This window comes from Microcoleus sp. Pol11C2 (assembly GCF_036701505.1).
Taxonomy (GTDB): domain Bacteria; phylum Cyanobacteriota; class Cyanobacteriia; order Cyanobacteriales; family Microcoleaceae; genus Microcoleus.
On the sequence record NZ_JAUBQX010000036.1, the window covers coordinates 1 to 26,682 of the forward strand.

General features: G+C 46.3%; 27 protein-coding genes and 1 pseudogene. 19 read left to right on the plus strand and 9 right to left on the minus strand.

Going from position 1 to position 26,682, the window contains the following annotated elements; genetic code table 11:
* Positions 1 to 225: pseudogene (locus QUA42_RS19140) on the plus strand (photosystem II q(b) protein); the annotation flags it as partial.
* A 309-nt stretch (positions 226 to 534) separates the two neighbouring features.
* Here the strand turns inward: QUA42_RS19140 and QUA42_RS19145 are convergent.
* Positions 535 to 1,224, minus strand: coding sequence for an Ig-like domain-containing protein (locus QUA42_RS19145; protein WP_333139160.1), 690 nt, complete (start codon positions 1,222 to 1,224; stop codon positions 535 to 537).
* Positions 1,225 to 1,611: 387 nt separating this feature from the next.
* Here QUA42_RS19145 and QUA42_RS19150 point away from each other — a divergent pair, with 387 nt between their 5' ends.
* Genes QUA42_RS19150 through QUA42_RS19160 form a run of 3 tightly spaced genes read left to right on the plus strand, consistent with a single transcriptional unit; the run spans position 1,612 to position 3,641 of the window.
* Complete coding sequence (locus QUA42_RS19150) at positions 1,612 to 2,109, plus strand: GNAT family N-acetyltransferase (protein WP_333139162.1); 498 nt, start codon at positions 1,612 to 1,614, stop codon at positions 2,107 to 2,109.
* A gap of 20 nt (positions 2,110 to 2,129) precedes the next feature.
* Positions 2,130 to 3,338: a precorrin-6y C5,15-methyltransferase (decarboxylating) subunit CbiE gene (cbiE, locus tag QUA42_RS19155; protein WP_333139164.1), complete on the plus strand. Its 1,209-nt coding sequence runs from the start codon at positions 2,130 to 2,132 to the stop codon at positions 3,336 to 3,338.
* Between the two features lie 57 nt (positions 3,339 to 3,395).
* Complete coding sequence (locus QUA42_RS19160; protein ID WP_333139166.1) at positions 3,396 to 3,641, plus strand: hypothetical protein; 246 nt, start codon at positions 3,396 to 3,398, stop codon at positions 3,639 to 3,641.
* Between the two features lie 396 nt (positions 3,642 to 4,037).
* Here QUA42_RS19160 and cphA read toward each other — a convergent pair whose 3' ends face one another.
* On the minus strand, positions 4,038 to 6,758 hold the full coding sequence (gene cphA / locus QUA42_RS19165) for a cyanophycin synthetase (RefSeq protein WP_333139168.1): 2,721 nt from the start codon (positions 6,756 to 6,758) through the stop codon (positions 4,038 to 4,040).
* Between the two features lie 338 nt (positions 6,759 to 7,096).
* Positions 7,097 to 7,990 carry a cyanophycinase gene (locus QUA42_RS19170; protein ID WP_333079448.1) on the minus strand — a complete coding sequence of 298 codons (894 nt, stop codon included), beginning with the start codon at positions 7,988 to 7,990 and terminating at the stop codon, positions 7,097 to 7,099.
* Positions 7,991 to 8,322: 332 nt separating this feature from the next.
* On the opposite strand from QUA42_RS19170, the gene trmD reads away from it, so the two are divergent.
* Positions 8,323 to 9,018, plus strand: a complete 696-nt coding sequence (gene trmD, locus QUA42_RS19175) for a tRNA (guanosine(37)-N1)-methyltransferase TrmD (RefSeq protein WP_333139170.1) — start codon at positions 8,323 to 8,325, stop codon at positions 9,016 to 9,018.
* 80 nt (positions 9,019 to 9,098) lie between these two features.
* On the opposite strand, the gene QUA42_RS19180 is transcribed toward trmD, so the two are convergent.
* On the minus strand, positions 9,099 to 9,506 hold the full coding sequence (locus QUA42_RS19180; RefSeq protein WP_333139171.1) for a hypothetical protein: 408 nt from the start codon (positions 9,504 to 9,506) through the stop codon (positions 9,099 to 9,101).
* A gap of 71 nt (positions 9,507 to 9,577) precedes the next feature.
* On the opposite strand from QUA42_RS19180, the gene ispF reads away from it, so the two are divergent.
* The 5 genes from ispF (at position 9,578) to larB (ending at position 13,865) form a co-directional block, all read left to right on the plus strand.
* Entirely contained in the window at positions 9,578 to 10,057 is a 480-nt protein-coding gene (gene ispF / locus QUA42_RS19185) for a 2-C-methyl-D-erythritol 2,4-cyclodiphosphate synthase (protein ID WP_190735479.1), read from the plus strand.
* Between the two features lie 62 nt (positions 10,058 to 10,119).
* Positions 10,120 to 10,638, plus strand: coding sequence for a hypothetical protein (locus tag QUA42_RS19190; protein WP_333139174.1), 519 nt, complete (start codon positions 10,120 to 10,122; stop codon positions 10,636 to 10,638).
* Positions 10,613 to 11,218 carry a PIN domain-containing protein gene (locus QUA42_RS19195; protein ID WP_333139176.1) on the plus strand — a complete coding sequence of 202 codons (606 nt, stop codon included), beginning with the start codon at positions 10,613 to 10,615 and terminating at the stop codon, positions 11,216 to 11,218. The genes QUA42_RS19190 and QUA42_RS19195 overlap by 26 nt, the downstream gene beginning before the upstream one ends.
* A gap of 40 nt (positions 11,219 to 11,258) precedes the next feature.
* On the plus strand, positions 11,259 to 13,019 hold the full coding sequence (locus QUA42_RS19200; protein WP_445301343.1) for an ABC transporter substrate-binding protein: 1,761 nt from the start codon (positions 11,259 to 11,261) through the stop codon (positions 13,017 to 13,019).
* 42 nt (positions 13,020 to 13,061) lie between these two features.
* On the plus strand, positions 13,062 to 13,865 hold the full coding sequence (gene larB / locus QUA42_RS19205) for a nickel pincer cofactor biosynthesis protein LarB (protein ID WP_333139180.1): 804 nt from the start codon (positions 13,062 to 13,064) through the stop codon (positions 13,863 to 13,865).
* A gap of 365 nt (positions 13,866 to 14,230) precedes the next feature.
* On the opposite strand, the gene QUA42_RS19210 is transcribed toward larB, so the two are convergent.
* Positions 14,231 to 14,842: a hypothetical protein gene (locus tag QUA42_RS19210; protein ID WP_333041085.1), complete on the minus strand. Its 612-nt coding sequence runs from the start codon at positions 14,840 to 14,842 to the stop codon at positions 14,231 to 14,233.
* 326 nt (positions 14,843 to 15,168) lie between these two features.
* Between QUA42_RS19210 and QUA42_RS19215 the strand changes: the two genes are divergently transcribed.
* The 3 genes from QUA42_RS19215 to QUA42_RS19225 all read left to right on the plus strand — a co-directional run bounded on the left by QUA42_RS19215 (position 15,169) and on the right by QUA42_RS19225 (position 16,855).
* A complete protein-coding gene (locus tag QUA42_RS19215) occupies positions 15,169 to 15,381 on the plus strand; it encodes a chlorophyll a/b-binding protein (protein WP_193973911.1) in 213 nt (70 codons plus the stop codon).
* A gap of 143 nt (positions 15,382 to 15,524) precedes the next feature.
* Positions 15,525 to 16,064 carry a photosystem II reaction center PsbP gene (gene psbP, locus QUA42_RS19220; RefSeq protein WP_333139182.1) on the plus strand — a complete coding sequence of 180 codons (540 nt, stop codon included), beginning with the start codon at positions 15,525 to 15,527 and terminating at the stop codon, positions 16,062 to 16,064.
* Positions 16,065 to 16,204: 140 nt separating this feature from the next.
* Positions 16,205 to 16,855 carry a nucleoside triphosphate pyrophosphatase gene (locus QUA42_RS19225; RefSeq protein WP_333139184.1) on the plus strand — a complete coding sequence of 217 codons (651 nt, stop codon included), beginning with the start codon at positions 16,205 to 16,207 and terminating at the stop codon, positions 16,853 to 16,855.
* Between the two features lie 180 nt (positions 16,856 to 17,035).
* Here QUA42_RS19225 and QUA42_RS19230 read toward each other — a convergent pair whose 3' ends face one another.
* Positions 17,036 to 17,950: a calcium-binding protein gene (locus QUA42_RS19230; protein ID WP_333139186.1), complete on the minus strand. Its 915-nt coding sequence runs from the start codon at positions 17,948 to 17,950 to the stop codon at positions 17,036 to 17,038.
* 302 nt (positions 17,951 to 18,252) lie between these two features.
* On the opposite strand from QUA42_RS19230, the gene eno reads away from it, so the two are divergent.
* Positions 18,253 to 19,533 carry a phosphopyruvate hydratase gene (eno, locus tag QUA42_RS19235; protein ID WP_445301341.1) on the plus strand — a complete coding sequence of 427 codons (1,281 nt, stop codon included), beginning with the start codon at positions 18,253 to 18,255 and terminating at the stop codon, positions 19,531 to 19,533.
* Positions 19,534 to 19,662: 129 nt separating this feature from the next.
* Here eno and argC read toward each other — a convergent pair whose 3' ends face one another.
* Complete coding sequence (argC, locus tag QUA42_RS19240) at positions 19,663 to 20,721, minus strand: N-acetyl-gamma-glutamyl-phosphate reductase (RefSeq protein ID WP_333041095.1); 1,059 nt, start codon at positions 20,719 to 20,721, stop codon at positions 19,663 to 19,665.
* A gap of 317 nt (positions 20,722 to 21,038) precedes the next feature.
* Here argC and QUA42_RS19245 point away from each other — a divergent pair, with 317 nt between their 5' ends.
* Entirely contained in the window at positions 21,039 to 22,055 is a 1,017-nt protein-coding gene (locus tag QUA42_RS19245; protein WP_333060051.1) for a sulfate/molybdate ABC transporter ATP-binding protein, read from the plus strand.
* 161 nt (positions 22,056 to 22,216) lie between these two features.
* On the opposite strand, the gene QUA42_RS19250 is transcribed toward QUA42_RS19245, so the two are convergent.
* Positions 22,217 to 22,558, minus strand: a complete 342-nt coding sequence (locus QUA42_RS19250) for a low temperature-induced protein (RefSeq protein WP_333139187.1) — start codon at positions 22,556 to 22,558, stop codon at positions 22,217 to 22,219.
* Between the two features lie 440 nt (positions 22,559 to 22,998).
* Positions 22,999 to 23,790 (minus strand): imidazole glycerol phosphate synthase subunit HisF, encoded by a 792-nt coding sequence (gene hisF, locus QUA42_RS19255; RefSeq protein ID WP_333139189.1) that lies wholly within the window; start codon positions 23,788 to 23,790, stop codon positions 22,999 to 23,001.
* Between the two features lie 712 nt (positions 23,791 to 24,502).
* Between hisF and QUA42_RS19260 the strand changes: the two genes are divergently transcribed.
* The 4 genes from QUA42_RS19260 to QUA42_RS19275 all read left to right on the plus strand — a co-directional run bounded on the left by QUA42_RS19260 (position 24,503) and on the right by QUA42_RS19275 (position 26,611).
* Complete coding sequence (locus QUA42_RS19260) at positions 24,503 to 24,661, plus strand: transposase family protein (protein ID WP_333139250.1); 159 nt, start codon at positions 24,503 to 24,505, stop codon at positions 24,659 to 24,661.
* Positions 24,662 to 24,703: 42 nt separating this feature from the next.
* Positions 24,704 to 25,237 carry a transposase family protein gene (locus tag QUA42_RS19265; protein ID WP_333139191.1) on the plus strand — a complete coding sequence of 178 codons (534 nt, stop codon included), beginning with the start codon at positions 24,704 to 24,706 and terminating at the stop codon, positions 25,235 to 25,237.
* A 487-nt stretch (positions 25,238 to 25,724) separates the two neighbouring features.
* A complete protein-coding gene (locus QUA42_RS19270; protein WP_333139193.1) occupies positions 25,725 to 25,877 on the plus strand; it encodes a hypothetical protein in 153 nt (50 codons plus the stop codon).
* Positions 25,878 to 26,152: 275 nt separating this feature from the next.
* Entirely contained in the window at positions 26,153 to 26,611 is a 459-nt protein-coding gene (locus QUA42_RS19275; protein ID WP_333139195.1) for a zinc ribbon domain-containing protein, read from the plus strand.
* Positions 26,612 to 26,682: the final 71 nt, after the last annotated feature.

The following is a 26,682-nucleotide window of genomic DNA, read 5'->3' on the forward strand; positions in this document are numbered from 1 at the left end:
GCTTTGGGTATCTCCACGATGGCTTTCAACTTGAACGGTTTCAACTTCAACCAATCGATTATCGACTCTCAAGGTCGTGTCATCAATACTTGGGCTGATGTCATCAACCGCGCTAACTTGGGTATGGAAGTAATGCACGAGCGCAACGCTCACAACTTCCCGCTTGATTTGGCTGCTGGTGAAACCACTCCCGTAGCTTTGGTTGCTCCTTCTATCAATGGCTAAGTTTTAGCTGTTGATTGATGACAAAAAGCGCTCCTAGTAATAGGGGCGCTTTTTGTTTGGGAAAAAATATTTTTAGAGACTTTATTGTGATATCTAGTCCGGTAGCATGGGGAGCATCCCAATTTGGGTTTTAGAGGAGTGTTGGCTGTGAGAGTACGAAGCGAGATATATAAACTTTTCTGTGCGGGACGCTCGCAGGATCTAAGCATACTTGCACATAAGCTAAGGCATATATCAGCAGCGGATAAGCAGCAACAGTTCAAATGATTCGCTGCCGGAGATTCCTAGGAATGGAAGGATTTTGGTTTTTTATTTAATAGTTAATTTGGCTTCGCTAGTGCGATCGCCCATTCCCCCAGTAATAGTAACAGTTCCAGGTCGCAGCGCTTGAAATGTGCCCGCTGATTGCGTTTGAGCGAGCAACGGCTCCGCATTCGGAGATTTGCTGGATGCACCAGGTATCGGTTGCTGATAGTAGGGAGTCGAAAATCGAAAATAAGTCACTGGCGGAAGCAATCTCCCCTTTGAATCGGAGAGAATTATTTTAAAGGTAATACGATCGCCCACGCGCACGGTTGCAACTTCTGGTAGAATCCGAAGTGTCCAATCAGGCGGGTAAACAATACCGGACATAGAGAGTGTTTCTCCACCTTTCTTGGCAAACACGGCAAACTTTCCCGGCGCAATACCCGTCACAGTTCCATCTGGGGAAACTTTGACCACTTCTTCATAATCGGACGACCACACCCACTGTTTCTCGGACTGCGTAGAATCTCCTGGAATACACCCTGAAGCGGCGTCGGTACTCCCGATTTTTAGCTTAGTCGTTTGACCCACAATTAAAGGCTCTACTTCCCAAGAATTGTAGTTAAGGCAAGGGGGATTATATATACCTAGAAATTCTCTCAACTCCCATACCGTAATACCTATGAATCCGAATAACAGGATGATCGCAGTTACGCAGCCGAACCCGATAAATTCCTTCTGTTTGTTATTCATATTTAATATTGATTTTTTTTCTATCTATAACTTTATGAACCAGTGCGCCCAGCGCTCTAGCTTTGTAGGCCACCGAGAAAAGTGGCACAGAGATAAATAAAATACTATTATTTTTTCACACTGGGAATACTGCGCTAAAGTATCTCGGAATAAATTTGTGATTTTATAGCAGATAAAATAGCATTCATTTACTCACTTTTATTAAAAAAAATCCGTTAATTTGTGTTAAAGCTGCCTTAAATCAGCGATTGACATATCAAAATTTTATGCAATAGGTATTGTAAAGTTGAATCGCTAAGTATAACATTACGGTCAGCCAAGGGTAATATAATAGATGCAAAAAAACATCAAATAATATAGGTAAGTTATCCTAAAAAAATAACGGACATGATACTTAAAACTCAGAGATTGGTTTTGAAACAGATTTTGGAGAGCGACCTCAACACGCTCCACCGAATTTTCACTGATTCCTATGTCAGGAGATATCTGTGTGACGGCGAAATCTGGTCGCTGCAACAAGTAGAAGAAATGCTTGCCGAGAATCAAAAGCTTTTTTCAGAAAAGAAATTCGGTCTTTGGTCGATCGAGACAAACACCGAGCAAGAAGTCATTGGATTTGTGGGTTTGTGGTATTTTTTTGAAGAAGAACAGCCACAGTTAGTTTACGCATTGCTGCCAACAGCCACTAAAAAAGGCTACGCTAGTGAAGCTGCAACCAAAATATTGGAGTATGGTTTTCATGAACTTGGCTTTGAGTATGTTGTCGCAAGCTGCGATCGCCCAAACATCGAGTCGCAAAAAGTCGCAGAAAGACTGGGAATGAAACAAGTAGAAGAAAGAATTATAAATGGAAATCCGATATTATTCTTTAGAATCGATAAGTAGTAATTAGCAGTAAGGGCGCAATGCACAAATGGCTTTCGGTGGTGGGGATTGGCGAAGACGGACTTTCGGGATTAAGTGCGATCGCCTCTACCCTCCTCTCTCGATCTCAAATCATTGTTGGTGGCGCCCGTCACCTAGCAATGCTACCAACCGACGACACCCGCGAAAAATTGGTTTGGGCGTCGCCTTTGCAGACAACAGTTGACGAGATCCTCCGCCGCCGGGGACAGTCTCTGTGCGTGCTCGCAAGTGGCGATCCGATGTGTCACGGTATCGGCGTCACGCTGTCGCGCCAGATTCCCATTTCGGAAATGACTGTGATTCCGGCGGTATCGGCTTTTAGTCTTGCTTGCGCCCGTTTGGGTTGGCCGCTGGCCCAAGTTGAGACTTTCAGTTTGACAAATCGCCCGATCGCATCGATCGCCCTTGCTTTGTCCCCCGGCGCGCGCCTGCTGGTGTTGAGCGCTGACAGGCACACCCCTGGTCTTGTGGCGCTAATGTTAACACAGCGGGGGTTTGGCAGCAGTTTGATGACCGTGTTCGAGCGGATGGGGTCGGAATCGGAACGGCGGATCGAAGGGGTAGCAGCAGCCTGGAATGAATCGGATTTGGCGGATTTGAATACGATCGCGATCGCAGTTGCAGCCGATCGACAAACTCTGATCCTCCCTCGTACCTCGGGTTTGCCGGATGCTGCTTATCGCCACGACGGACAACTTACCAAGCGGGAGGTTAGAGCCGTTACTCTGTCAACGTTAGCACCGATTCCCGGAGAGTTGCTTTGGGATGTGGGGGCGGGCTGCGGCTCGATCGCGATCGAATGGATGCGGAGTCATCCTCGGTGCAGGGCGATCGCGATCGAATGCCATCCGAATCGATTGCAATACATCGCTGAAAATGCCTCGACTTTCGGCGTTCCCGAACTCGAAATCGTGGCGGGAGAAGCGCCGGAAGCCCTGACAAATTTGCCTCAACCGAATGCTATTTTCATCGGCGGCGGTGTCACCGCAGAAGCTGTGCTGGAAACTTGCTGGAATGCTTTAGGTGAAGGCGGCCGATTAGTTGTTAATGCGGTGACTGTTGAGAGCGAGTTTAAAGTTTTGCAATGGCAAGATCGTTATGGCGGGGAACTAATTAGAATTGGGATTCAGCGAGTAGGGGCGATCGGTTCTTTTCAGGGTTGGAAACCGCTTGCACCGGTGACTCAGTGGGCGGTAGTTAAAAGATAAAAAGGTAATAAAACCGAGATTCAACATCAAGAATATTATCCCGCAATTGCGATAAAATTGTATGTCACCTTAGCCCAAACAGTAGCAGAAAATCCTGGTTGGATGTTGGAGTTAGTGATGACTAACCCGGAGGATGCAGTCTATTTTCCCAAAGCTGAGGGTTCTCTTCAAGAGCCTGAAATAGAAGCGCGCTTGCAAGTAGCAAAGCAACTTGTAGCACAACAACATCTAGAGTCAGCTATGCTATATTCCTGGTCTTTAGTTGAGGCGACTTTGAAAATTTCTCGGAAAAATAATATCTAAGTTTGACAAGATTAGATCCACTTTTTTTAGTAAAACAACTGGCAACTGAGGGGGTAATTTCCCAATCAGAGTATCAGTTACTAATGAATGCACTTCCATTGCGTAACACAAGTGCTCATGGCTTCAAAACTACACAAATTACGCAAAACTCTGTATGCGAACTGATTGAGATTGCAGAGCAACTATTGAAATCTCTGCATACTCGCGAAGGAGCAAGCTAACATTTTAAAAAGCATAAGAGTTACGCACTGAACAGGAAAAAGTCAGGTTTGAGATTGCTCTCCCGTTGCGAAATGACAGAAAATCGTAGTGGTGCGTAAGTCCTGTCCTGTAAAAAAAATAGGTTGGGTTTAACACAAGTAAACCCAACCTACCAATTCAATTAAAATTCAGAATTTAGCCTTGATTCACCACAGTCGGTTTTAAACTTTCCTGTGACTTCGATCGATCTAAACCATTTTGCACTTCCACAGATTCCTTAATCGGTTTCCGGGCTTCAATTAAAGTCAAAGCTTTGTTGACACTTTCAGGTAAAATCACTACCAAACTGCCGGCCGGCGCCTCATCTAAAGCCTTGTTAACAGCCGTTGTTTCGTCGAGAATCAACTCGTATTCAACTTGAGATTTGTTGGCGGTTCCTGCAGAAATCGCCTCTGCAATTCCCTGGCAAATTAAGTTGGCCACAACACCGGGTTCTCGCCCGCGCCTGTCAATATCTTCCTTGACAATAATGCGATCGAACATCTCGGCCGAAAGTTTGCCCAGCGTGACAAAATCTTCATCTCGCCGGTCTCCAGGGGCGCCGACTACCCCGATCCGCTGTCCCGGCCAATTCAGCACGAAACTGCCCAAAGCTTTGTAGCTGTGCGGGTTGTGGGCGTAGTCGAGCAAAGCGTGATAGTTGCCCAATTTAAACAAATTCATCCGTCCGGGAGTTTGACCCACCGATGCTTGGAAGCTTGACAAAGCCGATCGAATATCTTCTATTTTGAATCCTTGGGCAAAAGCCGCCAAACAAGCTGCTAAAGCATTAGCAATCATAAACGGCGCCCGCCCGCCCATCGTCAGCGGCACGTTCACAGCCTGCTCAATTCTCAGCGTCCAATCGCCTTTCAAAATCGACAAATACCCATTTTCGTAAATCGCTGCCAGCCCGCCCGCAGCGGTATGTTTGGCAACCAGTTCGTTGTCCGGGTTCATCGAAAAATATGCAATTTGAGCCTTGACGCGCTGCGCCATTTGTGCTACCAAGGGGTCATCGGCATTCAAAACTGCATAGCCTTTGGGCATTACCGACTCGACGAGAACGCTCTTGAGTTTGGCAAGTTGTTCCACGGTGTCGATGTCGCCAATTCCCAAGTGATCTGCCGCGACGTTCAAGACGACCCCGACATCGCACTGATCGAAGCCGAGGCCCGATCGCAAAATTCCGCCTCTAGCCGTTTCCAGCACCGCTACTTCCACCGTTGGGTCAGACAAAATCAATTGAGCACTCTGCGGCCCGGTATTGTCTCCGCTTTCTACCAAATAATCGCCGATGTAAGTGCCGTCGGTAGTCGTGTAGCCGGTAATCTGACCGGTCTGCTTGACAATGTGGGCAAGCAGGCGAGTGGTTGTAGTTTTGCCGTTGGTTCCCGTTACCGCTAAAATCGGCACCCGGCTTGGTTGAGGCGAGGGGAAAAGCATATCGAAGACGGCGCCGGCGACGTTGCGGGGTAAACCCTGACTCGGGGCGACGTGCATTCGGAAACCCGGTGCTGCGTTGACTTCGACAATGACGCCGTTGACATCGCGCAGGGGTTGGGAGATGTCGGGAGTTACTACGTCAATGCCGGCAATGTCCAAACCGATAATTTTGGCGACTCTGGAAAACAGCCAGACGTTTTCCGGGTGGATTTCGTCGGTGCGATCGACTGCAATTCCACCGGTACTCAAGTTTGCTGTCGCACGCAAAAATACTCTTTCGCCTGCGGGCACTACGGAGTCCATCGCGTATCCTTGTTTTTGCAGCAAATCCAGGGACAATTTGTCGATCGTGATCCGGGTGAGCACGTTGTCGTGTCCATCTCCTCGCTGCGGATCGCGGTTTACTTCTTCAATAAGCTGTTCTACTGTAGACCTGCCGTTACCTACGACGTTAGCGGGGACTCGTTCTGCAACTGCTATGACTTGCCCGTTGACTACCAATACTCTGTGGTCACGGCCCACGTAATAGCGCTCGACTATCACACTTTTTGTTTTTGATGCCGCGCTGGCTAAGTCGTAGGCTTCTTCTGCTGCTTCCCAGGAATTGATGTCGATCGTAATGCCGCGGCCGTGGTTGCCGTCTAGGGGTTTGAGGACGATCGGATAACCGCCGACATCTTCGATCGCCCCGCGCAGTTCATCCAAATAATGAATCACCGTTCCTCTGGGAACCGGCACACCGGCGCTGGCGAGGATATTTTTGGTACCTTCCTTGTCACAGGCAAGTTCTACTCCCAAAACTCCCGTGCGGTTGCTCAGAGTGGCCTGAATCCGCTTTTGGTGAACCCCGTAGCCGAGTTGAATCATAAACCGGGCGCTCAAAGGTATCCAAGGAATGCCGCGCGCTTCTGCTTCCTTGATCAGTGTTTCCGTGCTCGGCCCCAGGGCCGCCGAAGCAGCAAACTCTCTCAGGTCTCTCAAATCTTGGACTAATTCTGCTGCTGGATAAGTGCCTGTCTCGGCAATGCTTTGGCACATCCGCACGCCTGCCCGGGCTGCATAGCGACCGGCTTGTTCGTGTTGATACTCGATTACTACTTGGTAAATGCCTGGGGTCGCAGTCTCGCGGGTGCGACCGAACCCGACCGGCATTCCTGCCATTTCCTGAAGTTCTAGGGCGACGTGTTCGATTACGTGTCCCATCATTGTGCCTTCTCTGACCCGTTGCAGGAATCCTCCCTGATGGCCTGGAGAACAGTGATGGTCGTTCAAACTCGGAAGTGCGGCGATCAACCCTTCGTAGAATCCAGGAATTTCCGCTGTGGTTTTATCTGCCCACTCCTCTAAATCCAGACGCATCAGGACGAGTTTTTGGCGTCGGATGCTCCAGTAGTTGGGGCCGCGTAACGTCTGGATTTTAAGTATTTTCATGGCAGTTAGAAGGGTATGGGGCGCGAAATCTTATAGATAATTGGAGCATTTATTCAATTTCGATCTAGATTGCTCGATCGACTGTTCGCAGCGAACAGTTTGGGAGTGAATTTCCAGTTATGGGCTACCCAATAGAAAATTCATGCCCTTGCGATCGGCTAAAAACAAGTACAGGTACATGGCTAGCAAAAACTCAAAGCCCGAAGTTAGAATTTTCTGTGATTCTGCCTCCTGGGGTCAGCCCGTGGCTGCTTCGGAATCTATTCTATTGTTGTATCCATGATTCGGCCGGAATGCCGCCTAATTTCTGCCGAATCAATGACAAGAGATGTTCTGTGTTAGTTGGCTGTGCGGCATTCGGGAGGCCAGCCAGACTCGGAACAGGCTCCCGATGGCATTGGTTTGCCTAGGGGCATATTGTAGCAATCTCCGTGACACAGAACGTGCAAGCGCATATTGAACAGACTTAAGGGTTCTGTCGCTCCTACCATAGACTCATTGGTATAAAAATTTTCCCTAGAATCAACAATAGTCACAGTGCCTTTACCGAGAATTTTCATAGTATCGTCTCCCTCAAACAAGGCGCAGGTGTCTTCGTCAATACCAATAGCGAGGCGATCGGGATGGCAAGCCACAGCCGACAGCAAGCGAGCCATGCGGTTGCGGTTGTGAAAATGCTGGTCTACGATGATCTCAGGAATAATGTTAAGTCCGTTTGCCATGTCTACTAAAGATCGGTTTGGTGACGCGCCACTCCCACCGCCTGCAATCATGTGATATCCCATCACCGCAGCACCCGCGCTGGTGCCAGCGAGGGTAATCTTGCCTTCGAGAGTTTCTTTGCGAATTTTCTCCATCAGCGGGGTGTCCGCCAGCAGTCCACAGAGCCGCAGTTGGTCGCCGCCTGTAATGAATACGCCCGTACAGTCTTCTAAGTAATCTTTCCAAACGGGGTTTTCCCCTTGTTCGCGTTCGCGGATGTCCACTACTTTGACTGCGTTAACGCCCATTTCGTCAAATATTGTGCGGTAGCGGTTGCTAATTCCTTCGGGATCTCTCGAAGCGCAGGGAACGATCGCCAGCCGAGCGTTTGCACCCCCAGCACGGCAAAAAAAAGTGTTCAGAATCTCTCGCCCGTGAACTTTGTCTTCGGCTCCCCCGATGACCATAATCGAGGTTTTTGTGCGCTGGGGAATATTGTGTTCAAGGGCTTGAGATGTCAACTGCTGCATGGTGTGTCTTCCTCTGTTGGATGTGAAATTCAATTTTGCCGTTGCTGTGGGTACAATAGGGCTTTTTAAGAATAAATTTTTGTTTGTGCCAGTGAGGTGCGATCGCCGATCGCACTATCCCGCAGTTGTTTGGGGGCGAGTTTACTTGCAGTCGCTGTCATGAAAAACAGATTATTTTTGTACAAAACCTGCCCGCCGACACAGGAAGAGAATTTAACTTGCCAAAATTTTCAGAAATTATAAGAAATTATAAAGAATAAAGCAATTACTGAAAACTGAACTCCCTCTAAAGGTCAAACTAGAGGTGATGTATCAATGAAATTCCAATAATCGTGCGATTTGACGTTGTTACCCTATTTCCAGAATTTTTCCGGGCTCCCCTAGAGTCGGGACTGATGGGCAAAGCCTTAGCTAAAAAGATTGCTGAGGTGAATTTTGTCAATCCCCGCGATTTTACCACAGACAAACACCAGCGAGTCGATGACGAGCCTTACGGGGGCGGAGTAGGGATGCTGATGAAACCGGAACCGATTTTTGCTGCGGTGGAGTCGCTGCCGATTTTGCCGCGGCGAGAGGTGATTTTGCTGACTCCCCAGGGGGAACCGATGCAGCAGGCGATGTTTCGGGAGTTGGCGGCCGATCGCGATCAGTTGGTGTTGATTTGTGGCCATTATGAAGGTGTGGACGATCGAGTCCTGCATTTGGTAACTCGCGAGGTGTCTTTGGGGGATTTTGTGCTCACGGGGGGCGAAATTCCGGCTTTGGCTTTGATTAATGGGGTTTTGCGATTGCTGCGGGGAACTGTGGGCAAAGAAGATTCCCTAAAGTTTGAGAGTTTTGAGGACGGACTTTTGGATTATCCGCAGTACACTCGACCGGCGGATTTTCGGGGATTGAAGGTGCCCGACGTGTTGCTGTCTGGTAATCACGCAGAAATTGCTCGCTGGCGCAAGCAACAGCAAATTGAAAGAACTCGATCGCGCCGGCTGGATTTGTACGATCGGTGGTTGCAGCAGAGGGGAGAATAAGATTTGAGGATGTAGCCGTTATTAGTTGGAGCTTCAGGGATGATTAGCAATTTAAAGCTAATAGAACTCCCCAGGCAGCACTAAGTTACAGTTTTGGTTATTGAAGCTTTCAAGCCTTCAGCAGCTAAAAGATGTCTTAGTCGCTCGATCTCAGCTTTAGTTCCGACAAAAACAGAACCAGGCATCTTCTTTTTTAAGTTCATCGCTTCAGCTAATGACAATTCCATAGCCTGACGCAGGATTTTTGTTACAACTGTTGCAGGTTGTTCTTCTTCCAATACAATCAAGTTCCAATTCCCTTCTTTTGCTAAAATTTCTTTTTTCATTTCGTTAGGTATAGCATGAGTATTATCTAACGCGATTGCCTGAGAGCAATAAGGACAGCTAGAAGATAGATGCCAGACAACTTTTTTGTCGAAGACAGACTGACCAACCGACATCTGTATGTCTTTGCTACAATTACCGCAAAGTCCGTAAATCAAGACCATTCTTTTTCAGCTATCTCCCCGCAAATATGAAATAATTGTTTTTTGCTATACTTCCCAAACCTCAATTTTACATGAACATCCGCATCGGCAACGGCTACGACATTCACTGCTTAGTTCCTGAACGCCCCCTCATCCTTGGCGGCGTCCACATTCCCCACGAATTAGGCTTATTAGGACACAGCGACGCAGACGTACTTACCCACGCTATCATGGACGCTATGCTCGGAGCTCTCAGCTTAGGAGATATCGGTCTTTATTTCCCGCCAACTGACCCGAAATGGAAAGGTGCTGATAGTTTAGTATTGCTCGCACAAGTCAATCAGTTAATATTAGATAAAGGCTGGGAAATCGGTAATATAGATTCGGTGGTCGTAGCCGAACGTCCAAAGCTGAAACCGCATATTGAGCAAATGCGCGATCGGCTTTCTGCTGTCCTACAATTAAAACCCGACCAAATCGGCATCAAAGCTACCACCAACGAAAAGTTAGGACCCGTGGGGAGAGAAGAAGGAATTGCAGCCTATGCTGTAGTTTTAGTCTCCAAAAAATGAAAAACTGGTTTGATAGTAGAAGTTGAATTTACTTAAACTTATACGCTAGGAAGGCTGAAACCATGCAAACTGAAACCTTGGAAGTAGAATTACCCATAGAGGCGGATATTATCGCGTTGGATAAGGACGATCGCATAGTCGTGCTAATCGAGGTCAAAATTAATCAAGCTAAAGAAAAGGCCGCCAAACAGAGGATTACCGATCGCGCGCTCGAACAAATAAAACATTTCCTCTCAAAGCTCTCCGAAAAAAAGGTGGTAATTCCTTATGCTATGATTGTCACTCTCGAAAATATAATCGTTTTTAAATGGGACGGAACTGTTTTGTCTGAAGCTGTTTTATCGTTAAAAACGGCTGAAATCCTTCACTATTATGACTCAAAATTAGGCGATCAGCGGATATTTGAGCCATACCTAACTAGGCTGATTGAAGCATGGTTGCGTGACTTAGCTTATAATTGGAAGTCTGAGATTCCGCCAGCAGCGGAACAGATAGCAGCAATCGGTTTGCTGCCGTTGCTAGCAGGTGGAACAACAAAGTTAAGGGTAAAATTTGGTGGCGATTTTATATATAGAAACTAACTTTTTGATGAGTATTGCTACAGGTCGCGATCCAGATGCCAATAACTTGTTACTGAGTGTACCAACATCAGTCCGCATTGCCATACCTGCTATTTGCTGCATGGAAGCTCTCTCGGCTTTAGAAGACGATATCAAGCGCCGCAACCGTTTTGCAGATGAACAGAAAAAACAAATTAGCCAGCTAAAGCGCGATCTTACTTCGCCTTATGCTAAGTCTCTTTTATTCCATGTAGAAGAGTCTTTGAATGAAAATGAAGGATTGCTCAATAATATTAAAGTACGTCTTTTTGAGGCTCTTGAATTATTGGCTGACAATGTGGAGATGATGGAACTAAAAGCAGATACACTGCGAGAAAGCTTGAATACAGTTTTTATTGAAGAAGACCCGACAGACAATTTGATTCTTCACTGCATCTTGAATCACGCACACTTACACGCTCATGAAGTCAAGGTATTTTTGAGCAATAATACAAAAGAATTTAGTGTACCGGAAGTTCAAGATGTTTTGCGAGAAGCCGGGATTACAAAGTATTTCGCTGTCACTAAAAACTTTCTAGGTTGGCTACAATCTCAGTCATAGTTGCACGCAGGTGGTAAACTAAAAAATTATGAAAATTTCTATGATCCTATATTCAAGACTGCGCTGGCTGGCGATTTTACTGGTGGCGATTGCCACTATAACTCTGTCTGCGTGCACTCCAGCCCGATCGAACTTAGCAAACAGACTCATCGTTCCCACCCCCAGCGGCCCAGCTACCTTTAACTACCCCCTAAATCAATCTGCATACAGCGTTTTTGGCTATATGTACGAGGGACTGATCAACGAAAACGGCTTGACCTCTGAGTTAGAACCCGGTTTAGCTGAGTCGTGGGAAGTTTCTAAAGATGGCAAAAAGATTGTCTTCACCCTGCGAGAGGGGTTGAAATGGTCGGACGGCGAACCGATGACTACTGATGACATTATCTTTAGCTATGAAAAGATTTATTTCAATGACAAAATTCCTAGCGGTTTGAAAGATATTCTGAGGGTTGGCATCAGCGGCAAATTTCCAAAAGTCAAAAAACTAGACAGTCGCCGCGTAGAATTTTCCGTTGCAGAACCATTTGCTCCTTTTATTAGATATGCTGGGGGCATCCCAATTTTACCAGCTCATATTTTACAGGAATCTATCGATAATACAGATGGAGACGGCAAGCCTCAATTCTTGACTACTTGGGGCACGGATACTGACCCTAAAAAAATTGTGGGGAATGGTCAATATCGAATGCTGAGCTACACTCCCAATCAGCGCGTTGTGTTGGAACGAAATCCGTATTATTGGAGGAAAGATGCTGAGGGAAATGTCCAGCCTTACATCCAGCAAATTGTTTGGCAAATTATCGAAAATACTGATAATCAACTGCTGAATTTTCGGTCGGGCGATTTGGATACTCTGAACGTGGAGCCGGAAGTGTTTCCGCTGCTGAAACGGGAGGAAAAACGCGGCAAATATACGGTCTTCAACGGCGGCCCGGATACTGGCAGCGTCTTTGTGTGTTTCAATCTGAATAAGGGGCGCAATGCTCAAAATCAGCCGTTTGTAGACCCAATTAAGTCTCGGTGGTTCGCGACTAAGGAATTTCGGCAGGCGATCGCCTACGGCATCAATCGCGAGGCGATGACTAACAATATCTATCGCGGACTTGGCGCGCCGCTGCATTCCCCAATTCCGGCGCAAAGCCCGTTCTACCTGTCCCCAGAACAGGGATTGAAAACTTACAGTTACGATCGACAAAAAGCCAAAGAGTTACTGTTAAGTGCTGGTTTCAAGTATAATAGTAACGACGAATTGTTGGATGCTGAAGGCAACAAGGTACGATTTACTTTGTTGATGGCGGCCGGTAAAAAAGTTCGGGAACAAATGGGAACGCAAATTAAGCAAGATTTAGGCAAACTGGGGATGCAAATTGATACGCAGTTTCTCAGTTTTAACACTTATGTGGAAAAACTGCGATTGACGCGGAATTGGGATACTTACCTCGGTGGTTTTACGGGAGGTACTGAACCGCACAGCGGCTACAATATTTGGTCAGTCAATGGCACTTTGCACAGTTTCAACCAGGGCCCGCAATCCGGAGAACCCCCGATTAAAGGTTGGGAAGTGTACGACTGGGAGCAGAAAATCGATGACCTTTATGTGAAAGCTTCCCAGGAGCTTGATGAGGCGAAGCGCAAGGAGCTTTATGCTGAAACGCAGCGGATCATAGCGGAACAACTGCCTTTCATTTATATGGTGAATCCGCTGACTTTTGAGGCGGTGCGCGATCGCGTTTCGGGAATTCGCTACAGTGCCCTCGGTGGTGCTTTCTGGAATTTGTACGATCTGAAAATTGCCGAATAGTCAGCAGTCAGCAGTCAGCAATCATTAGTCAGTCATTAATTAATGGAACCTGAAATTTTACAGAAGTTACTCGAATCTGTGGCTGCCGGCGATGTGAGCCCGATCGCAGCTTTGGATAAATTAAAGCATTTTGACTTTGAACAAGTCGGCGATTTTGCCAAAATTGACCACCACCGCACTTTAAGAACGGGTTTTCCTGAAGTAATTTGGGGCCCAGGGAAAACGCCCGACCAAATTATTGAGATTATCGAGGCGATGCGCGGGCGAAATTCTGCGGTGATGGCCACGCGAATCGAACCGGAAGTTTTCGAGCAATTGCAACAAAAAATACCCGATTTGTGCTACTACCAAAAGGCCCGAATTTGTGCAATTTCTCCTAATTCCCCAACTCCACAGCATCCGGGTACTGTGACTATTATCAGTGCGGGAACGGCGGATTTGCCTGTAGCGGAAGAGGCGGCAATTACTGCGGAACTTTGCGGTTTTCAGGTGCGACGTTTGTGGGATGTCGGAGTTGCCGGCATTCACCGCTTGCTGAGTAACCGGCACGTCATTGCCGATGCTGATGTGTTGATTGCGGTGGCGGGCATGGAAGGTGCTTTGGCGAGTGTGGTTGCGGGTTTAGCAGATTGTCCGGTGATTGCTGTGCCGACGAGTGTGGGTTATGGCGCGAGTTTTGGCGGGATTGCTCCTCTTTTAACTATGCTCAATTCTTGTGCGGCTGGTGTGGGTGTGGTGAATATTGATAATGGATTTGGGGCGGCGATTTTGGCTTGTCAAATTCTCAGAAGTGCTGGCCGAGTGGGAAGAAGAGGAGAGGGGGTGAATGGGAGAGAGGGGGAATAGTTAGAAACCCCCTCGATTAGATCAAACTAAGGCTAACTGTCACAGGACGATCAATTTTTAGGGTGCATCTTGCACCATTCTCAAGAACAGGCAAGATGCGTGTTCCACAAAGAGTGAGTTTTCTGGTGGGGTGGGCATCCTGCCCGCCAGTAAAAAACCTAATTGAAAATGGTGCCACATCTCAGGTGCGTCAGACTTCGTTATTGAAGGATTATTGAAGATTACCGGTAGTAGAGCACCTTACCATATATGCCAGTTGCGTCCAGGACTGCCAGACTCGGCGGTTGAAACCGCGTCTACACTTGCTTCTCGTCCCAGCAGAGGAGGACTAAAGAATACAGGAGGTATTATTGCCGGATTTGATATTACTTGCTGCCCAGCCAAATCGGATAAGCAGAAGAATCCTCAGCTTTCAACTTTTGGGCCTGATAACTCTTGCTAGTCCAACTAGCAACTGTTTGCAGGCTTTCTGTTAAACAACTTTCGCTGCCAAACGCTTCAAATCCCAAAGTCCACCACGCGCTGCCGTTAATGTTCAACTGAGTAAGTTCCACGCTGCAACCTTGGGGAATTGGGGCTTCGACAGGCACAGATATCAGGACACCAGGGGCCGAAACTTGATAAAGACGTTGCGCTCGCTTTTTCTTGACTCCCACCCACTTTCCTGTCGCCACAATATCCGCTGGTATCGGCGCCATGGTGTCCGCACAAACCCACTTCAGCCACTTTTCGGCTTTGCCTTCCCAGCGATTGGCGAACTGCATCGTCCCTAACTCTGCCTGACGCCACTTTACCTCCAAGGTTTTCCCACGCAGCTTCACTCCCAAGTAATCGCAGTTAGGTACTAGCAAATATATGTCTTCCCGCTCTTCAGGAGGCGAAAGATACGCGCCGAGACTCTCGCTTCCAAACCATTGATTGAGCGATTTTGGCAGTGCACCGCTATAAAACCACCGCATTTCCAGACTGGCCCGCATAAATTTTTCCTCCGTTCCACAATTTTCGTCAAACCCAGACTGGATTTGCCATACACCATCGACTTTTGTGCCTCTCCACTCTATCCTCCCCCCTCCGGGGCCCAGAGTCTACCCACAGTCATACCATTGTTAGATTTTAGATTTTAGATTTTAGACTTGGGAAAGACTGACTATATAAGGGTTTAGAGCTTGCCTACAGTTGCATTTTTTTTAAAACTGGTGTCAGAGCGAGGTCTTTTAAAAAAATTTCTCACAATCCTTTACATATCTTCACAAGTCTGTTACATTTATTTACAGTACACTAAAAACCATTTAGGAAAAAAAAGATGACTAACCGAGGCTTAATGCTGGACGACCAAGGCAAAATGAACAATTTTGCGATCGAGCCGACAGTATACATCGATGACGAACCCCGCACGGGCTTTACCCCCTACGCAGAACGCTTAAACGGCCGCCTTGCCATGATTGGCTTTGTTTCTCTCTTGGCTTTAGAAGTTTCGACCAAGCACGGGCTGATTAGCTGGCTGACTCACCTGTAATGATTTTGTTAACAATTAAACTATATGGCTATGGATCGCTGGCGTTACACAAACAGCGATCCATAGCTTAACTATTTTTAGGGGCAAGGTTTGGTGAGACAATTAAAATTAAATATTTTTGTTTTACCCAACCCGTAAAAAGAATGCTCAAACGAATTGCGGCAATACTTCTGGTGGTTCTAAGCCTCACATTAACCGGTTGTGTGTCTAAAGTCACCGGACTCAAAAGCTACGTTGATACTGGCGACGGCTATCAATTTCTCTATCCTAACGGCTGGCTGCCGATCGCGGTTTCTAACGGGCCCGATGTGGTGTTCCGCGATTTGATTCAGCAAACCGAGAACGTCAGCGTGGTAATCAGTCCAGTCGCCAAGGACAAAACTCTGGCGGATTTGGGAACGCCGACGGATGTGGGATACAAGCTCAGCAAAAGTGCGATCGCCCCGAGTGATTCTAGCCGCGAAGCTGAATTAGTCAATGCAGAAGCTCGTGAATCGCGATCAAAAAACTATTACATTTTAGAATACGCCGTTAAGTTGCCAAACCAAGAACGCCACAACTTAGCGAGTGTAGCCGTCAGCCGCGGCAAACTTTTTACCCTTAACGTTTCCACTACCGAAGAACGCTGGCCCAAGGTAAAAGAAGCTTTTGAGAAAGTTGTTAAATCTTTCTCTGTTTATTAGGGAATTGGGAATTGGGCATGGGGCATGGGGCATTGTTGACTGTTGACTGTTGACTGTTCGCTGGAAACCTCACCACAGTTGACTGACAACTGACAACTGTCAACTGTCAACTGTCAACTGTCAACTGAACTTCTTAACTTATGAAAATTCCAACTTTTGTATTAGCTTCAGCTTCTCCAGCGCGCCGCCGTCTGCTAGAAAATGCCGGCATTCAAGCTGTAATTTGCCCCAGCGACTTTGATGAAGGGCAAATACAAATGAAAGATGCCACTAATTTAGTGCAGGTTTTAGCAGAGGGAAAAGCTGAGGCTGTAGCTAAGTTTTTACTGGCTAATTCTCACCCGCAAATCTCCAATCCCAAATCGTGTTTGGTGTTGGGATGTGATTCAATTTTGCTCATAGATGGCGAAATTCACGGCAAACCCAAGGATGCGGAAGAAGCAATCTCGCGCTGGCAGAAAATGCGCGGTAAGGTGGGCGAACTCTATACGGGTCATGCTTTAATTGATACTAGATTCGATGACTTTGATCGGGCCCGGTCGCGATCGGTCATTCGCTGCCAAGTTACAAAAGTTCATTTTGCGGAAGTTACCTCGCGCCAAATAGCGGCTTACGTCGCTACCGGAGAGCCCCTCGCCTGTGCAGGCTGTTTTGCACTGGAAGGTAAAGGCGGCTTTTTTGTGGAACAAATCGAAGGATGTCACACAAATGTGATCGGTTTGAGCTTACCTCTGCTGCGGCAAATGCTCACCGAAATGGGATATGATGTGGCGGATTTCTGGCAATCTTAAAATTTGGTGGACAGGGGACAATTTACATAGCCCATAATCTCAGAAATCGGGAGGCACAGCAACAGTGAAATGCGTTCCCAGGCATAGCCTAGGAAGAGTATGAATTTTGCCTTTCCCCTTGTGGAATGGCCGTTTCGCCCGTCCGTGCTATGCAAATTAGCCTTGCCCACCAGTTGGTAATTATCCTAGAGCGATCGCCCCCTCCGATACAGATATAAACTGAAGTTGATCCGGCGAAACATCCTTCACCAAACCCAATATATTGCCGGTGCTAGCTTCTCTAATCACCGTCGCCTTAGTATTCAACAGTCTAAACTCCAGAGTTTGAGGGGTTCCCGGAGGATAAGGCCCGCTACTGTCGTAGGCTCTGGCATCACCAATTGTTAAAAACCTTTCGCTCAAAGCAATATCATTTCCCTTCAATCCTCCTGCCAATCCAATTACATCACCTTCAGCCGGATTGTAATCGAGAATAAAATCTGCAGGCACTTCCTCTACATCAAAATTTCCACTAGGAGGCGGTTGAAGCGAACCAATTTCCCCCGAAGTTGCTCCCACTTCTGTGCGGAGGACAAACAAATCTACGCCTTCACTTCCCCAAAGTCTATCAATTCCAGCATCACCGATTAGAGTATCATTTCCACTCTCTCCTATTAAAGCATCATTTCCTTTACCGCCGCGAATAAAGTCATTGGCTGTGCCTCCATAAACGTAGTCATCACCTTGATCTCCGCTGACAAAATCGCTGCCACATTCTCCATAAACAATGTCAAAATCTTGGCCACCGCGAATAGTATCGCTGCCGCAACCTCCGATTAAAGTATCTGTGCCGCTGTTACCGTTCATCAGTTCCGCACCACCGGAACCTCTGACAAAATCGTTGCCAGCTAATGCCCGCAAACCTCCGGGAGTATTCCGCAGAATTCCATTTGCTAATTGAAATGCGTCGTCATTGGAAGTTAAGTCAACAAAGTTGGGATCGCTGCCTGGATTTGGCAATTGCCCTGTGAGTAATTTGATGTTTGGGGGATCAGTAATAATTGGGTCTGAATTTTCAGCTAATGCTCTAATTTCTCCGAAAGTTGTTTCTAACATCCTAATTTTGTCCTTTTTTGATTGACTTTGTTGATATTCTGATTTTAACAAAGGTTGCAATTAAGAAATATGCGGGAACCAGGGGTTAAAACAATCCAATTATTGTCAAAGTTGCCGGAGGTCTTTATTCAACAAGCCTAGGTTATTGACACCAATCTGCGCGTCCAAATCCGCAAATATTTTGAACTGTATACCAATAATTCTGGGGATCGCGTACTCTATTACCCGTCAGCAGTCAGCGTGGGAAAACCCAGAGACTGCTAATTGTCATGAAACCTTGAGTTAAGTTCGGAATAATTAATATGCTAGACACTGCGATCGAATCTATTCAAGCCAGAGAAATCCTCGACTCCCGCGGCCGCCCCACCATTGAAGCTGAAGTTTACCTAGCCAACGGTGTTGTGGGGCTCGCCCAAGTCCCCAGCGGCGCCTCTACAGGCTCTTTTGAAGCCCACGAACTCCGCGATGGCGACAACAAACGTTACGGCGGCAAAGGAGTCCTAAAAGCCGTCGATAACGTGGAACACAAAATTGCCCCCGCTTTGGCTAATCTAGATGCGATCGACCAAGCGCTGGTAGACAAAACCATGATTGACTTGGACGGTTCCCCCAACAAATCCCACCTCGGCGCAAATGCCATTCTCGGAGTCTCCTTAGCCACAGCAAAGGCGGCCGCCGAGACTTTAGGACTCCCCCTTTACCGCTACTTGGGCGGGCCCTTGGCGAACGTTTTGCCAGTACCACTGATGAACGTGATCAACGGGGGATCTCACGCTAACAATAATGTGGACATTCAAGAATTTATGATTGTCCCTGTGGGCGCGCCTTCTTTTAAAGAAGCTTTACGCTGGGGTGCAGAGGTATTTGAATCCTTGAGTAAAGTCTTAAAAGCTGAGGGTTTGCTGACTGGTGTGGGTGATGAAGGCGGTTTCGCCCCTAATCTTAAATCCAATCAAGCAGCTTTGGATTTATTGATTGCAGCTATTGAAAAAGCTGGCTATAAACCGGGTGAACAAGTTGCTTTGGCTTTGGATGTTGCTGCTAGCGAATTTTACAAAGATGGGCAGTACACTTACGACGGTGTGGCTCATTCGCCGGCAGAATTAATCGATTATTTGGATGGTTTGGTGAGTCAATATCCCATTGTTTCCATTGAAGATGGTTTGCATGAAGACGATTGGGACAGTTGGGTAGCGCTGACCCAGAAAATGGGCAGCAAAGTTCAATTGGTTGGTGACGATTTGTTTGTTACTAATCGCACGCGGTTGCAAAAAGGAATTGATTTGAAAGCTAGCAATTCGATTTTGATTAAGCTGAATCAAATTGGTTCTTTGACAGAAACTTTGGATACGATTGACCTGGGCAAACGGAACAGCTATCGAGCGGTCATCAGCCACCGTTCCGGTGAAACTGAAGATACCACAATTGCAGATTTAGCGGTAGCGACTCGCGCCGGTCAAATTAAGACTGGTTCTTTGTGTCGCAGCGAACGGGTGGCTAAATACAACCGTTTGTTACGGATTGAGGACCAATTGGGCGATCGGGCAATTTATGCTGGGTCGATCGGTTACGGGCCAAAATAACACTTGGTAATCGGTAATTGGGAATGGGTAATTGGTAATCGGTAATTGGGAATGGGTAATTGGTAATCGGTAATCGGTTAGTTTTTAATTTTCATCACCAATGCCCAATGCCCAATGCCCAATTACCAATTAAGGATAGAAAGCCAATTGTGGCAAACCTAAAGTTTCTTCCCAACCCATCATCAAGTTCATGCACTGGATGCCTTGACCGGCTTGTCCCTTAATTAAATTGTCGATCGCCGACAGCACAATCACTCTGTCAGTACGCGGATCGACTTCGATGCCGATATAACAAAGGTTTGTCCCGCAAGCCCATTTTGTTTGCGGGTAAACTCCCGCCGGTAACACTTTTACCCAAGGACAATTGCGGTAAAAAGCGCTGAAAATCGTGATTAAATCTTCCCGCACCAAACCCGGATCGCGCAAAGTTGCGTACACAGTCGCCAGAATTCCCCGCACCATCGGAATGAGGTGGGGAGTAAACTGAACTTTAATATCGTGTCCCGCTAAATCGCTGCAAATTTGCTCGATTTCTGGCGTGTGGCGGTGGCGGCCAACGCCGTAAGCGCCCAGAGAACCCTCTGCTTCAGCCAACAAGAGATTAACTTCGGCTTTGCGGCCCCCTCCCGAAGCACCGGATTTGGCGTCGATAATTGCTGTTTCTGGCACAATGAGGCCTTGTTTGAGCAAAGGTGCCAAAGCTAACAAACTAGCAGTGACGTAGCAGCCGGCACAGCCTACTAACTGAGCATCTTTAATTCGATCGCGATACAATTCTGGCAAACCGTAAACAGCCGTTGCAGCCAGTTCAGCGTCTGATCGATCTCCGCCGTACCAAGCTTTGTAAGTTTCCAGATTTTCAAATCTGTAGTCAGCCGACAAATCCAAGACTTTGCAGCCTTTTTCTATCAGCGTCGGTGCCATTTTGCAAGCTAAACCGTTCGGCAGGGACAGAAACACAACTTCACATTTTGCCGCTATTTTGTCTAGGTCGATCGCCTCCACTGTCAAGTCAATGCAGTTAGTCAAATGCGGATAAAGGCTGGAAAAAGGTTTTCCCGCACTGCTATCCCCGCCCAAATAGACTACTTCAGCCGCTGGGTGATCCGCCAGCAGTCGCACAAGTTGCACGCCGCCGTACCCTGAAGCGCCGATAATTCCTACAGGCACACGTCCAACATCTCCCATTTTCCTTTATCCCCTCAGCCTTTGAAGTCAAAAACGCTTGAACTTTTGCTGCATTGTAGTACCAAACGCCAACTTTGGTGGCAAAGAATTGTGTTGTTTTGTTGTGGAGGTGCATTTTTATTAATTTTCGGCTGTTTGATCGATCGCCAAAACCCTAAAATTAACAAACTGATGTGCGATCGTGCTATAAAAAACTTACTTTAACCCATCCCCAAACCGGAGATTAACATTTTTCCCTCGAAGCTCGAACCTCGAAGCTCAACATCCATCCGTTAAATCTGTTAAATCTTGTACACGGCTTCGTTGCCGAACTTCCTATGGGCATAGTTGTAGAAAACGTATCAAAACAGTTTGGCAGTTTCCAAGCACTCGATCGAGTCAGCTTAGAAATTGAATCTGGTTCCCTAGTCGCATTGCTTGGCCCGTCTGGTTCCGGCAAGTCTACACTGCTGCGACTGATTGCGGGTTTAGAAATGCCCGACTCCGGCAAAATCTGGCTGACAGGCCAAGATGCGACCAATACTAGCGTCCAAGACCGCAAAATTGGGTTCGTGTTTCAGCACTACGCGCTATTCAAGCACATGACAGTGCGAAAAAACATCGCTTTCGGGATGCAAATTCAGAAAACACCACCCGCGAAAGTCAAATCCCGGGTAGAAGAATTGTTGAATTTAGTGCAATTGGCAGGATTGGGCGATAGATACCCGTCGCAACTTTCAGGAGGCCAGCGGCAGCGGGTCGCCCTCGCCAGAGCCCTGGCTGTGGAACCGAAAGTGTTACTGCTAGACGAACCTTTTGGAGCTCTCGATGCCAAAGTTCGCAAAGACTTGCGTGCTTGGTTGCGGCGACTGCACGACGAAGTACACGTTACCACAGTCTTTGTGACGCATGATCAAGAAGAAGCGATGGAAGTTGCCGATCAAATTACAGTAATGAATAAAGGTAAAATCGAACAAGTCGGCACACCCGCAGAAATTTACGACCATCCCGCTAGTGCTTTCGTAATGAGTTTTATCGGTCCAGTCAATGTATTGCCCAGCAGTTCAAGAATGTTTCAAGACAACGGCTTTGACTCAGCCAACCCAGAGATTTTCTTGCGCCCTCACGACGTAGTAATTGAAACTACAGAAAATAGCGCAACAGTGCCTGCAAGAATCAGTCGCTTGATTCATTTGGGATGGGAAATTCAGGTAGAATTAACCTTAGATGACGGTCAAGTAGTAAACGCTAATTTGACTAGAGAAAGATTCGATAGCTTGAACTTGCAGCCCCAGCAAAGAGTGTTCGTAAAGCCGAAAGATGCCAAGTCCTTTCCACTTTTTTATTCCATCTAAAAGCAATTCTGAAAACTTAAGCTAAATTTAGATTGGATACTGCCTTTCCAAAAATGTGGCGCGGTGCGGTGTCTCTACAAAAAAAATTCTAGGGACACGGCACCGCGCCGTGTCCCTAATCTTTTATACTGACAACTGTCCGCTGACTACTGCGCGCTGAGTTAGTCTTTAATTTTGTTGACAGCTTTTTTGACTTGTTGCTCAAAGGATGTAGCTTGTGTATTGGAAGGATTTTTCATTTTTTCAATGTCAGCGTCTCCCTGAACTTCGTTGGGTCCTTTGCTGGCTTTTTCTTGAGTTTCTTCCAAGGACATCGGTTTTTTCAGGACAACTTCTTGAGATTCTTTTTCAATTCCTAAAAGTTGGTCTTCACCTTTGGTGGGGCTGCTAGTAACTGCAAAAGCGGGGAAAGCATTAGAAACAAACATCAAGGCACAAAAACAAACAGCTATTAAAGTGCGGACTAAACGCTTGGCAGGGAAGTTAAAGCTGATAAAAGACATACAAAATTTCTCCGTTTTTAGAATTTTTGATCGCTAAGATTGTTAACAGGCTGAAGCTCACTCATATTCTGCACAATCTTTAACTCAAGTTTGAGAAAAGCAACCGTTGCTTTCTTTCAAATTAAGCTAATATATAATATTTAGCTGAAAAAGCTGGTATTTGAAATCCTTCTCAGGGAATATTTCTAGATGACTGGCGTCGGTCGCCCCAAGACCTTTATGTAGAAGGCACTTGTGTAGAATCAAAAAAATTCTCTATAAGTGCCTTCGGAGGCGCCTCACATAGCGGTATCAATCTCAGTAACTGGTTTTATCGTGGGGTGGGGGCGGGTTTATTTAGCCTGTTTGCAATGTGAGAGGGGGCTTGAGTGAACCCGCAGAGCGGTTTGTTGAAAATATTGCAAGATACAAGATATGAGATCCGCCCGACTATCCACTGACTAATGACTAATAACCAATGGCTGCTGCTGTCGCACGGGAACGTGAAATTTTGCTAGATAAGTTTTAATTTCTCCTACACTGAGTTGCCCGTAATGCAGCAGGGAAGCCAGCAGGGCTGCTTCTGCTTTGCCCTCAGTCACAGCTTCGTAGATGTGGTGACAGTTGCCGGCGCCGCCGGAAGCAATGACGGGAATTTCGACAATTTCGGCAATGCTTCGAGTTAATTCCAAATCGTAACCGGCTTGAGTGCCGTCCGAGTCCATGCTTGTCACCAGAATTTCGCCGGCGCCGCGCTGTTCGGCTTCCTTTGCCCAGGCGATCGCATCTTTGCCGGTATTTTCTCGCCCTCCGCGCACGTAAACGTCCCAACCAGGATTATCTGCATCTTGCCGTTTGCGGGCGTCGATCGCCACTACAATGCACTGATTACCAAATCGATCGCTGGCTTTGTCAATTAAACTCGGATCGCGCACCGCCGCCGAATTAATACTCACCTTGTCTGCGCCCGCCCTCAATAAACTTTTAATGGTGTCTAAGGATTGGATACCGCCGCCCACCGTCAAAGGGATAAATACTCGATCGGCCGTTCGGTACACCACATCGATCATAATATTCCGGTCTTCGTGAGTCGCTGTAATGTCCAGAAACACCAACTCGTCAGCACCCGCATCATTGTAAACCTGAGCCATTTCTACCGGATCGCCAGCATCCTGAAGATTGACAAAATTGACACCTTTGACCACGCGACCGGCTTTCACATCCAGACAAGGTAAAATTCTTTTCGACAACATACAATTCTCTTCCAATTTAACTTACTCGGCGGGAAGTCCCCCGCTATAACTGTACTCATCTTAGCGGTGGGATGAAAGCCAAGGTAGTTTTTTCCCGTCCTGTTTGTGTTCTGGACTCCTAGCTGGAAAACGAGTTAAACAGGCAAGAATTAACCAATCTCTCAGCTATCACAAGACGGTAACAATCAATAAAATTCGTTTTAAAAATTTGATAAATCCTCATAACTTTCGCAACGATTGCCACGACCAAGCAGTCAAAAGCGAGATCTATGGCATTTAGCAGCTTACTCTAGCATAGAGGATTTTTACTCTTAGTGGTTCCCTACGCTCCCCACCAAAAGTTAATTTCAGAACAACAGACCTTAATCAGTCCGATTCGGGGCCTGCTAAAAAATTCTTCAAATTATTCAAAACGTTTCTGCGGGAATGGACTTTGACACGCCACAGCTTATTAGACATCTCCGAAAAATAAAATAAAGAGTAGGGAGATATGGTAAAATAGCTTTTTTTTCGGGGCTGAGTATGAGTTCGCTACTAGAATACATCACTAAAAACCCACTCTTAGGCTAAACGGCTAATAGGAGTTGACTACGAACAACTGCAACAGCTAATAACCCAAGCAGCCGCTTTAGAGGAAAAAAAGCAGGCTGTGCATGAAGACACCAAAATTAGGATAATTAACAAAGGCGGTGGCAGAAAGCCAAAGCTTTCCGTGAGGGAGCAAATCTTGCTAACTTTAGTCTACCTCCATCATCTGCCAACGTTTCAAATGTTGGGTGTGCAATTCTGGGTGAGTGAATCGACAGCGCACAGTCAGTTTCATTACTGGTCAGAACTCTTACAAAAATTGTTACCAGCGAGTTTATTATAACAAGTAAAAAAAAACGAAAGAGACTGGGAATGGGTCAAGGAAATGCTGGAAGAATGGGAGTTAGTGGTAGATAGCTCAGAACAAGTCAGGGAAAGACCTAAAGACTATCATGAGCAGAAAAAGTGCTACTCAGGAAAGAAGAAAAATCCTAGGCAGAAAAATCAGTTGATTGTCCTACCAAATAGAAGAGAGATAGTCGATGTTATAGTGGGGAAACCGGAACCCAATAGCGATATTAATCTCTTTAGAGAGCGACGGTCAGAATTGGCGGTTGGGCAAAGGTGTCTCGGGGACAAAGGTTATGTAGGAGAGGAGCAGATTGAGACTCCCCACAAAAAACCGAAGAAGCAGGAATTAACCGCTGACATGAAAGAAGAAAATAAAAAATTATCAAAGCAACAAATTGTTGTTGAACATATGATTAGATTACTCAAAGTATTCCGAGTATCCGCTGAGAGGTTTCGGCTAAGCTCCTCCCGATATGAGCAGGTAATTCTGACAATTTGCGGGTTACTCAGGTTGCGAGTGGGAGCCTTAATACTGCCACAATTAAAACCCGAAGACAGTGGGGTCTAAATTGCAGTGCTACCCTATCTAGATTTTGGTTTTAAATTAACTGAAACTAGCTCAAACCCTGATTAACCCGTGTTAGAAAGCAGAGATTTTTGAGAAGAGTTATAATTAGCAAAGGATTTGCCAGATAAGCTTTGCGAGTTTTGGGAGATGTCTATTGCTGTTTTGCCAAATTTCTTAAAAATCGCTGAGGGTCATAAGAATGGGGGGAGGTAAAATAGGCACTTTTCTAAAAATTGTTTTTTACAGAGCAATTATGATCACTGGTTCATTGGTGACAGGTTAAGACTTAATTGCATTTGTCAATCAGTAATATTACTCAAAAAAAAATTAGGAATGGAAAATTCACGATTTGAGAGGGAGTAAGTATAAATATCATGGGAGGCATGATTCCTCGATCGCCCAAATCTCAGTTTTCTGCCCAAAATCCGAGTAAATGTTGAGCATAATTGCTGATTGACAAATGCTTTCTTAGCTTAACTTGTTACCAATGATGCACAATAAAAGATATCAGCTCAGAGACGGTTCCCTTAAACTATTGCCTGCTAAGTTTTACAGCTTGCTTGTTACCCCGCTAGCTCAGTTTGGTTTCAGAAAGTGCTATTTACCAGATGCGATCGCCCTGTCACCCATAATTGCATGAGTTGAGTTCACTAAACCTATGCAGAGCATTCATCAACTTCTTTGAAGGACGGGCATCTTTCCCGAAGTTCTAGTCAACGCCTGAGAACTAATCAATTCAGTACCCCCAAAAAATACAAATTGTTGGTGATAAATTCCTCAATTTCCCTGGTAAGGTGGGGATTATTTTTGCTAGTATAAACCACAAAATTTCTAACAAAATATAAACAGTAATCAGCATCAATATTCTCGCAAACATCAAGGTTAAAATCATCGTCTTCAAGCCTGTGGAGTGCCATGAATTACGAAAAAATGGCAAAGGCTAGAGAGAATTTTCAGGGCAAAATCTCTATAAAAGTGGTGCAGGAAAACCAAGTCATCGTTGTTGAAAATATGGCAGTCAATAAGTTGGTAAAAACTCACTTCCCAGCTAAAGTAATTAGCGATTGCGGATGGTCAAAATTGACCCTACTGCTGAAATACAAGGCTGAAAGAGACGGTAAAACTTACTTAGACATTGGTCGGTGTTTTGCACCATCAAGTAAGAGTTTCCACGTAGGTCTGAATCAGGTGGCTCGCCTTCTGTTGGAAGTGCGTAGCTGGACTTGTTGCAATTGCCCAACAAAGCACGATAGAGATGTGAACTCTGCTATCATTATTGGCGATGAAGGGCTTGGATTATTAGCGTTAGGAACTAGCACTACTGTCCATGGACGCAATGTAAGTTCGACGTTTGGAAGGAAATGTTCGATATGAGCGGCTGTTCCGGTTGAAATTGGAAGCTTACACCATAGGGAGTAGTGGACAGAACTCTGGATCTGCATACC